Origin of the sequence: Ruminococcus sp. RTP21359st1_H3_RTP21359_211015 (assembly GCF_040909065.1) — a bacterium.
Lineage (GTDB): Bacteria > Bacillota > Clostridia > Oscillospirales > Ruminococcaceae > Hominimerdicola > Hominimerdicola aceti.
The window spans coordinates 51,831-64,817 of the sequence record NZ_JBDGDD010000012.1 but is presented as its reverse complement, the minus strand read 5'-3'; the positions used below and the strand labels follow the sequence as shown (position 1 = coordinate 64,817).

The 12,987-nt window shown below is 41.3% G+C and carries 11 protein-coding genes and 2 tRNA genes; 4 read left to right on the top strand and 9 right to left on the bottom strand.

Annotation, left to right across the window (positions count from 1 at the left end; all coding sequences use genetic code 11):
• Positions 1-17: 17 nt before the first annotated feature.
• Together AB5Z01_RS06810 and htpG are read right to left on the bottom strand one after the other, a co-directional pair.
• Complete coding sequence (locus AB5Z01_RS06810; protein ID WP_287214929.1) at positions 18-854, bottom strand: PRD domain-containing protein; 837 nt, start codon at positions 852-854, stop codon at positions 18-20.
• 334 nt (positions 855-1,188) lie between these two features.
• On the bottom strand, positions 1,189-3,078 hold the full coding sequence (htpG, locus tag AB5Z01_RS06805) for a molecular chaperone HtpG (protein ID WP_117863136.1): 1,890 nt from the start codon (positions 3,076-3,078) through the stop codon (positions 1,189-1,191).
• A gap of 252 nt (positions 3,079-3,330) precedes the next feature.
• Here htpG and AB5Z01_RS06800 point away from each other — a divergent pair, with 252 nt between their 5' ends.
• A complete protein-coding gene (locus AB5Z01_RS06800; protein ID WP_287214927.1) occupies positions 3,331-4,356 on the top strand; it encodes a CPBP family intramembrane glutamic endopeptidase in 1,026 nt (341 codons plus the stop codon).
• Between the two features lie 77 nt (positions 4,357-4,433).
• On the opposite strand, the gene proS is transcribed toward AB5Z01_RS06800, so the two are convergent.
• The 4 genes from proS to ppk1 all read right to left on the bottom strand — a co-directional run bounded on the left by proS (position 4,434) and on the right by ppk1 (position 9,361).
• Positions 4,434-5,876 (bottom strand): proline--tRNA ligase, encoded by a 1,443-nt coding sequence (gene proS, locus AB5Z01_RS06795; RefSeq protein WP_038670602.1) that lies wholly within the window; start codon positions 5,874-5,876, stop codon positions 4,434-4,436.
• A 25-nt stretch (positions 5,877-5,901) separates the two neighbouring features.
• Positions 5,902-6,240: a hypothetical protein gene (locus tag AB5Z01_RS06790; RefSeq protein ID WP_242843658.1), complete on the bottom strand. Its 339-nt coding sequence runs from the start codon at positions 6,238-6,240 to the stop codon at positions 5,902-5,904.
• Between the two features lie 149 nt (positions 6,241-6,389).
• The gene (locus AB5Z01_RS06785; RefSeq protein WP_287214925.1) at positions 6,390-7,304 is read right to left on the bottom strand and encodes a CorA family divalent cation transporter; all 915 of its coding nucleotides are present in this window, start codon (positions 7,302-7,304) and stop codon (positions 6,390-6,392) included.
• Positions 7,301-9,361 (bottom strand): polyphosphate kinase 1, encoded by a 2,061-nt coding sequence (ppk1, locus tag AB5Z01_RS06780; protein WP_287214923.1) that lies wholly within the window; start codon positions 9,359-9,361, stop codon positions 7,301-7,303. The genes AB5Z01_RS06785 and ppk1 overlap by 4 nt, the downstream gene beginning before the upstream one ends.
• 300 nt (positions 9,362-9,661) lie before the next feature.
• Here ppk1 and AB5Z01_RS06775 point away from each other — a divergent pair.
• Together AB5Z01_RS06775 and AB5Z01_RS06770 are read left to right on the top strand one after the other, a co-directional pair.
• Positions 9,662-9,738, top strand: a tRNA-Met gene (locus AB5Z01_RS06775).
• Positions 9,739-9,759: 21 nt separating this feature from the next.
• Positions 9,760-9,834: transfer RNA gene (locus AB5Z01_RS06770), tRNA-Glu, on the top strand.
• Positions 9,835-9,914: 80 nt separating this feature from the next.
• Here AB5Z01_RS06770 and AB5Z01_RS06765 read toward each other — a convergent pair.
• Both AB5Z01_RS06765 and AB5Z01_RS06760 read right to left on the bottom strand, forming a co-directional pair.
• The gene (locus tag AB5Z01_RS06765; protein WP_368365405.1) at positions 9,915-10,892 is read right to left on the bottom strand and encodes a reverse transcriptase family protein; all 978 of its coding nucleotides are present in this window, start codon (positions 10,890-10,892) and stop codon (positions 9,915-9,917) included.
• Positions 10,893-11,351: 459 nt separating this feature from the next.
• Positions 11,352-11,519 carry a hypothetical protein gene (locus tag AB5Z01_RS06760; protein ID WP_287214921.1) on the bottom strand — a complete coding sequence of 56 codons (168 nt, stop codon included), beginning with the start codon at positions 11,517-11,519 and terminating at the stop codon, positions 11,352-11,354.
• Between the two features lie 321 nt (positions 11,520-11,840).
• On the opposite strand from AB5Z01_RS06760, the gene AB5Z01_RS06755 reads away from it, so the two are divergent.
• The gene (locus AB5Z01_RS06755; RefSeq protein ID WP_287214919.1) at positions 11,841-12,095 is read left to right on the top strand and encodes a hypothetical protein; all 255 of its coding nucleotides are present in this window, start codon (positions 11,841-11,843) and stop codon (positions 12,093-12,095) included.
• A gap of 218 nt (positions 12,096-12,313) precedes the next feature.
• Here AB5Z01_RS06755 and AB5Z01_RS06750 read toward each other — a convergent pair whose 3' ends face one another.
• A complete protein-coding gene (locus tag AB5Z01_RS06750; RefSeq protein ID WP_022288376.1) occupies positions 12,314-12,976 on the bottom strand; it encodes an ABC transporter ATP-binding protein in 663 nt (220 codons plus the stop codon).
• Positions 12,977-12,987 lie beyond the last annotated feature (11 nt).

Here is a 12,987-nt window from a genome sequence, read left to right as displayed (position 1 = left end):
AGCTGTGGCAACAATGCCTATCCGCTTATTTTTTTCAGATGAATAGTAAGAGTTATCATTTCATCTTCCGATATAGTTTTAGCATAATTCTTCAAAATATGATCCTGCATATGCTTTGCGCATTTATACTGCTTTTTGAATTTCTTTTTTATGATATCAGCGAACTCCTCGTCCCTGCTGAGAACATTAGGAAGCTCCTGAGATTTGAAGAGTCTTTTCGCAAGATATTTTAAATGCACAAGGAATCTTTCATATGCCACTGACGTTTTATTTATCTTTCCTGACAGACAAGCGTCCGCTATCTCAGCACAACTGTTCACCATTTTAGTGATATCCTGTATCTGTTCCATTTTTGTGCCCAGCCTTGCGTTTATTATGTGCATTGCGATAAAGCCCGCTTCATCACCCCTCAGCTCAACGCCCAAACGCTGATATATCTCCGCCACGCAATATCTTCCAAGAGCAAGCTCCTTCGGGAAGCAGTCGCTTATGGCGTCCATAAGCGGGTTTTCAAATTCAAGTCCCTGCTTTTTTCTTTCAATGGCAAATGAGATGTGGTCTGAAAGTGTTATTATAAGCGACTCGTTTAGCTGTCCGTCGATATGTGAAGAAATATAGTCCACAAGATCTGCCGTAAGCTTTATATGCTCATATGGTATCTCGGTCAGACACTCGATAAGCCTTTTTCTAAGCTCTGAGTCTGTAACAAGATACATTTTCTGTATTTTATCCTTGTCAGGCTCGTCGCCGTATTTTTTTCCAAAGCCTATTCCCTTGCCTGAGATTATCTGCTCTTTTCCTTTATCGTCTATGACGCTTACGGTGTTATTATTTATCACCTTGATTATTTTCATTAAAAATCCCCCTATAAAATCAAAAAAACCAACCTTAATACGAACTCACACAATATGTCCGTACAAAGTTGGTCATGCCCAGTCTATAAATGAAAGGTAACACTCCAATAAAAGATGTTATGTATCAATTTCACTATAATTATATTAACATACCTACATTTATTTGTCAACAGCATACATAAAATTTGTTTTCTGAATCTGTTTTTTTAACAAATAAACTTATTTTGTTTTGTATAAAACCTACAATTATCAGCCTGAAAAGCACAAAAAAGCCGTGGAAACACTGCTGTTCCCACGGCTTTCGGTATGTTAAGAGAGTATCTATATAGCTTTATTACTTTGTCATAAGCTCGCAAACAAGGTTTGCAAACTCAACAGGGTTGTCGATAGACATTCCCTCGATAAGCAAAGCCTGATCGTAAAGAAGCTTTGCATAGTCTTTCAGCTTGTCCTTATCGTTAGCATAGAGGTCTTTCAGCTTCTCAAAGATAGGGTGATTTGGATTTATCTCCAGTGCCTTTTCAGCCTTTACCTTATTGCCGTCATTCTGAGGCATAGCGTTGAGGACCTTCTCCATTTCGATAGTTATGCTGCCGTCTGATGAAAGACAAACAGGGTGAGTTTTAAGCTTCTTTGAAAGACGGACAGTCTTTACCTTGTCGGCGATAGCTTCCTGCATGAAAGTGAACATATCCTTGTTCTCTTCGTCAAGCTTTTTAGCCTCTTCCTTTTCTTCCTCTGTGTCAAGGTCGAGATCAGCATCGCTTATGGACTTGAAAGGCTTGCCGTCATAGTTTATCATCACCTTGATAGCGAACTCGTCAACGTCCTGTGTAAAGTAAAGAACTTCATAACCCTTATCCTTGATCTTTTCAAGCTGAGGGAGCATTTCGATCCTTTCCTTTGTTTCGCCGCAGGCATAATAGATCTCTTTCTGATCTTCTTTCATTCTTGAAACATACTCTTTGAGTGTAACGTTCTTGCCGTCAAATGAGGACGGGAACATAAGGAGATCTTTCAGAGTTTCGTTTGCAGCGCCGTATGACTGATAAATGCCAAACTTAAACTGAAGCCCGAATACGCTGTAGAACTTCTCATACTTCTCACGGTCGTTTTTCAGAAGCTTTGCAAGCTCGTTTTTTATGGACTTTTCAAGGTTCTTTGCGATTATCTTGAGCTGTCTGTCCTGCTGTAAAAGCTCACGGGAGATGTTCAGTGAGAGATCCTCAGAGTCAACAACGCCCTTTACAAAGCTGAACCAGTCAGGAAGCAGGTCTGCACACTTTTCCATTATCATTACACCGCTTGAATAAAGCTGGAGTCCCTTTTCATAGTCCTTTGAGTAATAGTCAAAAGGCGCACGGGCAGGTATATAAAGCAGTGCGTCATATGTTGCAACGCCCTCGTTCTTTGAATGGATATGTGCAACAGGTGGCTCATAGTCGCCGAACTTCTCCATATAGAAGTTGTTGTAATCCTCGTCCTTTAGCTCGCTCTTGTTCTTCTTCCAGATAGGGGTCATGCTGTTAAGAGTTTCGATAGCCTTGTGTACCTCAGGCTCTTTACCCTCCTCATTATAATGAGTATGCTCGACTTCCATTCTGATAGGGAATCTGATGTAGTCAGAATATTTCTTTACAAGCGACTGTATCTGATACTGATCAAGATATGTTGAATACTTCTCGTCATCAGTATCGTCCTTGAGTTTAAGTGTGATAGTTGTGCCGACGCCGTCAGGCTTGTCACACTCTTCTATTGTGTAGCCCTCAACACCGTCAGATGTCCACTTATAAGCCTGATCGCTGCCAAAAGCCTTTGTTACAACGGTAACTTCCTTTGCTACCATAAAAGTAGAATAGAAGCCTACACCGAACTGACCGATGATATCAACATCGTCCCCAAGGTCATTGTCTTTCTTGAAAGCGAACGAGCCTGAGTTTGCGATAGTACCAAGGTTGTTTTCAAGATCTTCCTCGGTCATACCGATGCCGTTATCAGAAACTGTAAGCGTTCTGTTTTCCTTGTCGATAGCGATATTGATAGCGAAGTCGCTCTTTTTCATTCCCACAGAAGTGTCTGTCAAGGACTTGAAATACAGCTTATCAATAGCGTCGCTTGCATTTGAGATTATCTCTCTGAGAAAAATCTCCTTATGAGTGTAGATCGAATTGATCATCATATCAAGCAGTCTTTTGGATTCTGCCTTAAATTCTTTTGTCTGCATAAAATCTCGACCTTTCCTTAATAATATTTTACTTTCTTTGAATACTGTTCCATATAATTAGCACTCTATCTATTTGAGTGCTAATTATATTATACAACAAGGTTGATAAAATGCAATAGTTATCACAAAATTTCTCTTATTTATTTACAAATCCATAACATTTCATCACATACCTGACAAAATACCATTTGCAAAAGCACCATGTTGTGTGTTATAATATATAGATAAGACCGAACAAGGGAGGAATAATATTTGACTACCAAAAAGTCTGTTTCTCTGCTGACCCCTGAAAAACAGCAGGAAAAGAAACTTCTTACTATAGATTGCGTGAAAATTTCACTTCTGCTCATTTTATACAACATGCTAAACAGGATATTCGCAGTGTTATTCTTTTACGTTGCATACACTTATCACTCAGGAAAATTCACTCTTAGCTACTCGGCAGTTCTCAGCTATCTGAAAAAGCAGACCGCTTTTATAAGCTCAACTACTTTTTCCATGACGGCAAATTTGTTTATTACTCTTATGAGCGTGCTTGTTTTTGGGATAGTTTTTGCTATACTTTTCCGAAAACGAGAATCAAGCTTCATAAAGCCGAAAAAAGGCACGGCAGTAAAAGGGTTAAAATGGTTTTCAGCCTGCTTTGTGATAAACATTCTGCTGTCACAGCTCATATCTATCCTCACGGGTATACTTGGTCAAAACGGAGTGACAGTTCCCACAAGCGATTTTTCCATTCATCAGCCCTCTGCCATTGCAGTAATAGTGCAGTTCTCATACGTTGTGATAATAGCCCCTATCGTGGAGGAATTTATCTACCGTGGAGCGATCCTCACGGCTCTAAGCCCATACGGAAGGGGTGCGGCGGTGCTTTTCTCGGCACTTGCATTCGGACTTATGCATGGAAATATCCCTCAGGCGGCTTCGGCATTCGGCACAGGACTTGTTTACGCTATTATCGCCGCAAAGTGCGGCTCGATACTGCCAACAGTTATAATACACTGTCTAAACAATCTGCTTGCAAACTTCTCGTCCATATCTGATGCGATAGGGCTTGAACACTATGAAACCTTCATGAGCGTTGCTGAGATAGTCATAGGTCTGGCGGGCTTTATGGTGCTTTTCACAAGCCTTAAAAAGCTTATCATTGATGACAGCAAAAACGTGCTTACACCGAAAGAATGTCGCAGATACGTCTTTACAAACCCTGCCACTATAGTATATATGCTCTGCCTTATCATACCGATAATAAAGAGTCTTGTCCAAGCAAACAGCTAAAAATCACAAACCAAAAAACGGGTGACTGCCAATAACAAATTGACAGCCACCCGATATTTTTTCATCCAAAAAACCTATTAATAAGCCTTGCCCCAAAGCACCATATGCTTCGCAGGTTTTCCACAGCACACGCAGGTATCTGCTATCTCTTCCTGCTCGAACGGGATACATCTTGAACCTACTCCTGTGAGTTCCTTTACCTTATCCTCGCAAGCTTCATCGCCGCACCACATTGCCTTAACAAAGCCGTCGCCCTTTTCCTCAAGAGCCTTTGTTATCTCGTCAAGTGTCTTGCAAACATAGGTACGTCTTTCTCTGTTTTCAAGTGCCTTTGCATAAAGGCCATCATGAACAGCCTGAAGTCTTTCATTTACAGTTTCAACAAGCTCACCAAGCTTGCAGAATACCTTTTCTCTGTTGTGTCTTGTAACAAGCACACACTGATCGTTCTCAATATCCTTTGGACCAATTTCAAGTCTTACAGGAACGCCCTTCATTTCATACTGTGCAAACTTCCAGCCAGGTGACTGCTCTGAATCGTCGAGCTTAACTCTTATGCCTGCATTTTTAAGCGTGTTGTAAAGCTCGTTAGCCTTGTCAAGAACACCCTCTTTGTGCTGTGCTATAGGTACGATAACTACCTGAACAGGTGCAACAGCAGGTGGCAAAACAAGTCCGTTATCGTCGCCGTGTGTCATTATAACTGCACCGATAAGCCTTGTCGTAACGCCCCATGATGTCTGGAATGGGTGTGCAAGCTTATTATCTCTTCCAGTATAAGTGATATCGAAAGCCTTTGCAAAGCCATCGCCAAAGTAATGCGAAGTGCCTGCCTGCAAAGCCTTGCCGTCGTGCATAAGAGCCTCAATAGCGTATGTTGCTTCTGCACCTGCGAACTTGTCGCTCTCTGTCTTTCTGCCCTTTACGACCGGCATAGCAAGCTGCTGCTCGCAGAAATCAGCGTATACGTTGAGCATTCTCTCTGTCTCCTCGATAGCCTCCTCAGGTGTCTCGTGGATAGTATGACCCTCCTGCCACAGGAACTCTCTTGAACGAAGAAATGGTCTTGTTGTTTTTTCCCAACGTACAACAGATACCCACTGATTATAAAGCTTGGGAAGATCTCTGTAGGAATGAACTATATTAGCATAATGCTCGCAGAAAAGCGTTTCAGACGTTGGTCTTACGCAAAGTCTGTCTTCAAGCTTTTCACTTCCGCCGTATGTTACCCAAGCTACCTCAGGAGCAAAGCCCTCAACGTGGTCTTTCTCCTTCTGAAGCAGGCTCTCAGGGATAAACATAGGCATACAAACATTTTCATGACCAAGCTCCTTGAACTTTGTGTCAAGTATATGTTGGATATTCTCCCATATTGCGTAGCCGTAAGGTCTTATTACCATACAGCCCTTTACGCTTGTGTATGAAACAAGCTCAGCCTTCATACATATATCAGTATACCACTTTGCGAAATCCTCGTCCATGGAGGTTATCGCATCAACCATTTTCTTATCCTTAGCCATTTATAAAACCTCTTTCTTATATCATTCAGGCATTGTCATTATTCTTGTTGCCGTCGTCTTTTTTAACAGCTTCACTGCTGACATTCTTCTTTTTCTTTTTAAAATTAAGAGCATAGATATCCTCGTTATATATCTTATAGTTGGGATCCCAGCCGTCAATGTGGGACTTATCAAATATGCCCTGTACCTTATAGTTCTCAGGATCATTCCCTGTATTCTCACCGTCCACCCTTTCGGGATCGTCCTTTTCGGCAAGCTCAGGGTGACGTTTTTCAATAAATCGTGCTATTTTTGGAGTGATAAGGCAGGCAATGACGATAAAGGTCATTATTACGACACAGCCTGCTGCCAGCTTCAACAGCAATAGCAGTAATTCTTTATTCAGACAAGTCACCTCTTTTCGCAAACATAAAGTTATTATAGCACAATTATTATCCAAATTCAAGAGGTGAAATATGAATTTACCGCCATTTCTGACCTTTAGAACGAAAAAAAGGCGGAACAAAGTCCGCCTTAAAGCATTTTCTTTCGTTTGAAAAAGATTATACACACTATCACTACTATTATACTAAGGGCTATAACACCCGGATACCCCTCTCTAAGTTCGGGCATATTCTGAAAGTTCATGCCATACCAGCCCGTGATAAGGGTCAGAGGGAAAAATATAGTGGATATGACCGTAAGAAACTCCATATTCTTGTTCTGCTGAGCATTGACATGGGACTGATAAGCGTCTCGCACCTGCGTTGCATATTCAAGAAGATGTACAGTTCTGCCCATGAGCCTGTCGGCACGGTCTGAGATAGTGCCGAAATATTTTTTCTGCCTTTTCTCAAAGAAGCCGTTCTCGTCCTCTTCAAGCTCTCTGCCCAGATCCATTATTTCATCATAGTAGCTTCTCAAAATAAGAAGCTCTTTTCTGATAGGCGTTATGGTTTCAAGAAAATCGTCCGTCTTGCCATCGTTTACGTTCTCCTCAAGCTCCATAAGCTTTTGCTCATGTTCCGCAAGAAGCTCGGTGTCACGGAGCATAAATTCGCTGAAAAAATTGTAGATAAAATGCTCCCTGCTCTCTCCCTGATTATGCCTGCTTCTCTGTATGCGTTGGACTAACCTGAGTGAAAACTCCTCATCGTCTATTATCACCATGTTTTTGTTGTCGATAAAAAACTGTATCCTGTGTCGGCTTCCCTTTATGTCAAGAAGCTTGGGGATAGAAAGCGTGCCTGCCAGACAGAAAGGCTGTGATTCTATCTTACAGAACACAACGTCACGCAGGGATATCACGCCCTCGTAGGTTATGTTCGCCGTTCTGAGAGTTTCCTCTGCGTGAGCAGAGTCGGTAATAAACACAGCCGAGCAAGTTTGTTCGCTTAGCTGTGTCGGTGTTATTTCTTCAAGTGAACCCTTCAGGGCAAATATTGTCATTTATCCTCGACCTCCGCCTTGGAAGCTCTTTCATAGGCAAGATCATAGAAAAATTCCTGAGAATTGAGTGGCTCTTTGCCGTCTGAAACAAGGGTATATTCCCCGTCAGAGTCAAGCTCTCTTGCCTGACAATTATCTGCAAGCATTTTGTCGAACATCATGCTTATCTGAGACTTGATATCCTCGTCAAGAATAGGTGTAGCGACCTCAACACGTCTGAGGGTATTTCTTGTCATAAAGTCTGCGGAAGCAATATATATCTTTCTTTCCTCGCCCTTGCCAAACATATAGATACGGGAATGTTCAAGAAAACGTCCTACAATGCTTATTATCCTGATGTTGTCGGTTTCGCCCTCAACGCCTGGGATAAGACAGCATATGCCTCTTACCACAAGGTCTATCTTAACGCCTGCTCTTGAAGCTTCGATAAATCTGTCGATTATCTTCTTATCAGTGAGAGAATTTATCTTCACGCCTATATAGCCCTCTCCCCCTGATTGTGCTATGGCTATCTGCTCGTCTATCATATCAAGCACCTTGTTTTGCAGACAATTCGGCGCAACAAGAAGCTTGTCAACGCTCTTTACAGTATCGTCAGAAGCAAGAGCATTGAACACGTCTATAGCGTCCTTTGCGATGTCCTTATCGCAGGTCATAACAGACAGGTCGGTATAAAGTCTTGAAGTTTTCTCGTTGTAGTTTCCAGTGCCTATCTGAGTATAATACTCGGTCTTTGTGCCTGAACGCTTTGTGATAAGGCAAAGCTTTGAATGTACCTTATAGCCCTCCAGACCATAGATAACAGTACAGCCAGCCTTTTCAAGTCGGCGTGACCACTCGATATTATTTTCCTCATCAAATCTCGCCTTAAGCTCCACCAATACAAGAACGTCCTTGCCGTTCTCTGCGGCTTCACAAAGGGCTTCGACCACCTCACTGTGCTTTGCCACACGATACAATGTCATTTTTATAGACACCACATTTTTATCGTCAGCCGCCTCACGGAGCATATTGATAAAAGGCTTTATGCTATCAAAAGGATAAGAAAGCAGTCTGTCTTTCTTTTTTATCTGCGGCAGGATCGGCTTGTTATCGTCAAAGGCAGTAAACCTCTGCGGAACTCTCTTTTTATAGAAAAGCTCGGTTTTCTGTCTGAGTATATCCTGTATCTGGAACAGGAATGACAGATCAAGAGGAGTGCTGTTTCTGAAAACAGATTTTTTATTCACTTCAAGCTGTTTGCAGAGCAGATCAACGATATTGTTATCAAGCTGCCTTGAAAGCTCCAGTCTGACAGGTGCAAGACGCTTTCTTTTCTTGATAAGGTCAGCCATGAACTCACGGTAATCAAGATCTTCGTCGTAAAGTGCGTCAGCGTCAATATCAGCATTTCTTGTAACTCTTATAAGTGACTTTGACTTGACGGTGTAGCCCTTGAAAATTTTAGGTACATAGTGGAGGATAAGCTCTTCAGAAAGCATATACTTGCCTGTTGAACCGACCTTTATAAGGCGTGGGAAGACCTCGCTTCCGCAGGAGATAACACCCAGCTTCTCCTTGGAATTTTTGCTTTCAAGGACAACAGCGGCATAGATATCCTTATTTTTAAGGAAAGGGAAAGGCTGTCTTTTGCCCACCACCATAGGCGACAGGAGCGGAGCTATCTGATTAATAAAATACTGTTCCAACTGAGAATTTTCCTCCGCTGTAAGCTTGGAAAAATCAACAAGAGCAACGCCCTGCTCGGCTATTTTCTTCATAAGGTCAGCGTAGATCTTATTTTTACGCTCGTTAAGCTCGCCCACTCTAGCGATAACGGCTTTGAGCTGTTCCTTAGCGGTCATATTTGTTTTATTTTCCCTGCTGTCTGGATCGACCTCCATCTGGTCAGTAAGCGAGCCTACACGAACCATAAAGAACTCGTCCAGATTGCTCTGGTAGATAGAAGCAAAAGAAAGTCCTTCACAGAGTGGCACGCACTCACGCTCAGCCTCCTCAAGGACTCTTTCATTAAATTTCAGCCATGACAGCTCTCTATTCATAAACACATTTTTCATTGTGCCATACTCCTTTTATTATGATATCAAAACATCTATACTGATTTAATATATTATATCACAAAACGGCAAATTGTTAAAGAGTTTTAAGCAAAATTCATGTAAAATATTCTTATTTTACACTTCCTATATTGTAGCTGCGCACAAAAATTATGCAAAATGACGCATTTGCTTTTTAGCGAAAGCACAATACTGTGCAAAAAGGCAAAAATCGAAAAAGTCCAAACTTTTTGTGCAAAAAAGGTTGACAACGGGGTATAAATAGTGTATAATAATCAAGTCGCTATGAGAAACGCATATGGCGGTATAGCTCAGTTGGCTAGAGCACTTGGTTCATACCCAGGGTGTCACCGGTTCAAATCCAGTTACCGCTACCACATTTCTCATAGCGAAAAATCGGCCCGTTGGTCAAGAGGTTAAGACGCCGCCCTTTCACGGCGGAATCATGGGTTCAATTCCCGTACGGGTCACCAAAGTTTAAAGCTCGGAGATAGCACATTGTGCTGTTTCCGAGCTTTTGTTATCTGAAGTTTCATACCTTCCATGTTCTGCCCTACTTTTCCACGCACACCTCACTCTTGAGTTTTTTCGCCACCTTGAAATACTCATGCATTTTCACGTCCGCAGGGTCTATCTGCAATGCAAAAGATATCCTGCCAAGCAGCGAATTTATGTACTTCTCAGGCGTAATGTCAGCACCTTTGAAAAACAGGCTTTGGGAAACTCCGTATTTCTCACAGTAATATATTTCCTGACGTATCTCCCGACGCTGTTTCGACGAGATCTGCGCCTTTTCGTTGACCACTATCCCCGTTACCTGTTGACGTTGTGATGAGCCGATAAGCGTCGTTTTTTTCATGTTTAGCTTAAACCCCATTTTCCGCAACGCCCTGCTCACAAGTTGCGTTATCTCTTTGGCGTTAAGCACAGCTTTTCCACCTGAAAATGTCATATCGTCACAGTATCTTGTGTAATTTATGCCATGCTCTCCACACCACTTGCCTATCCTCTCATCAAATCTTTTCATCACCAAATTCGATATCTGCGGAGATGTTGGCGCACCCTGTGGCAGTATGCTATTATAAGTGCATATATTTGTCAGCAGCGTTGTGGCAGGCTTAGAAAATCCAAGCTCGCACATGACCCCATAGACCTTGCCAAAATCAATGCTGTCAAAAAAGCCTGAAACATCAAGTTTAAGCACTCTCTGTTGACCAATATGCGGCTCTGCATTTTTCAAAAGCGAAGAGTTTTTGCAATATGCAGTGGCATACTCAGATACGGACAGCGTGTAAAGATACCTTTCAAGTATCCTTCTTTGAACAAGCTTGAGATATTCGTTCGGCACTTTTAACACCCTGTTTTTATGCCCTCTGCCACGATGTATTATCACCTTGCGGTAATTTGAATAACACTTTTTCTGATTTCGTTTATGATAGCGTATTCGGTTGTTGCTAAGCATATAAAGCTTTTTTAAAGGAACATCAAGCTCCTCTGAGATCCTTATGATATCATTATCAATATCATTCATTTTGTCACCTCAAAAAAAATAATAACAAGCGTCAGCACAAGATTCAAATGCTTTGGAGCCGAATTTTATTTAATGGAATTAAATCCGATTCGGTGAAAAAGCTTTTGATAAAGCTACTATTCCCTGAAACTTCCACAGCGACTCGCTGTAGTTATGCGTTTTGCAATATCGCTGCTGACGCTTGTCATATTTTATTAAACCATGTTATGTACTCATGATAAAAGCACCTTGTTTATTTTATGAGATAATTATATCACGCGAAATGCACAACAATTGGTGCATCTCGCAGAGTACAACTAAAAAAATGGCTGTATATAAACACTCTGATATCATTTTACCAATTTATGCACGACACGTCAATGGGTTATCCTGACATTTTGCGCCAAACGCCAATATTTTGTATGAATACACAAAAAAAGCATCAAAAAAGGAGCGTATTCGCAAATTTATAAGTTCCAATTACAGAGGAGTTTTTTTCAACAACATTGTTCTACCTATTCCAACACCATCTTTTACAATTGCAACATATGGTTCACCTTGGTGAAAAAAATCAATCTTTCTAATTAAACCTGATGCACCATATACATCGTATGCACCATTCTTATCAACAGCCTCAGGTAGTTTCAAATTAGAGATACCTTTTTTCGCATACATCTTCAAGTCTAACTTGCATAAGCCCATCTACAAACCCGAATTTGTTGCGTAAGTATCGTAAGAATTATTAATGCAGATTTGAGGGCTAAGCGTTTTTGGCTTATAAAGTCAAATAAGTGTCTTGTAACGGGCTTAAAAAGTGTGCTTACCCTTGTTGTTGACACGCCATGTGCTTATGTGCTACAATTCAGCAAGTAGGAAACACAACTCATAAGCGACCTTTCCGACTATTTTGACGTCGAACTTATCAACCGCTTCTCACAGAAATACACTTTCAGCGAGATATCAAGATCGGTGTACAGAAAGATAGTTGAAAAACGGCTTGCGAGCGAAATAAAAGTCATCAAAAGGCTTCACCCTGAGCTGAATATGGACTCCCTGTTCAGTGCAGACGAGCTTGCAAAGGCAGTAGATAAGATAACAGCCGACACCTACAACATCAAATCAGGTGCAAGACCTGCCATCACAGCAGTGAGCAAGTTCATTGACAATAAGCTCCTTTCACACTTCTCACGCATGGCAAAAACATACAGACCAAACCAAAACTAACGCTTCGCCATACAAAAAAATCAATGACCGCACCTTTCACGGGCGCGGTCAATTTTTTTATTCTGACAATTTTACTCTTATTAAACAGATATAAAGAAAAGAAAGATAAAAAAGCTCGAATTATGTTATTAGGATATGTCACACCCACAAAATATCACGCTAAACAGCCGATATCAAAATGTGATTTTTGCATTTGATGTGTGGGAATTGGATTTTTTCTATATGATCTTACCGTCAGACACTTCGATAACACGACTGCATTGTTCTGCGACTTTTGGATCGTGAGTAACGATAACAACTGTTTTTCCCTCTTTGTTAAGGCGTTTGAAAAGCTCCATTATCTCGGCCGAGGTCTTTGTGTCCAGCGCTCCTGTAGGCTCGTCCGCAAGTATCATGGCAGGCTCGTTGACAATTGCTCTGGCTATAGCAACACGCTGCTTCTGTCCTCCCGAAAGCTTGTTGCAAGGCTTCTTAGAAAGATCCCCCATACCAACAGCTTTTAATGCTTCAAGAGCTTTTTCTTTTTTATTCTTTATCTTTTTCTTTGCAAAATCCAATGGAATCAATACGTTTTCAAGGGCAGAAAAATCCTCAACAAGTGCAAAGTCCTGCATTACAATGCCTATCTTTTCATTCCTTATCTGTGCATACTGCCCCTCCGATAAATTTTTTACCAAAGTGCCGTCAATTGTGTACTCACCGCTCTGATAGCTGTCTATGCAGGCAAGGATATGCAAAAGTGTGGATTTTCCTGCGCCTGATTTTCCAATTATCGCTACCATTTCACCGTCTGATATCTCGCATGATACCCCATGCAAAGCCTCATATTCATTGGCTTTCTTTGGATTATATATCTTTATTATTTTATCAAGCTTTATCATTATAATGCCTC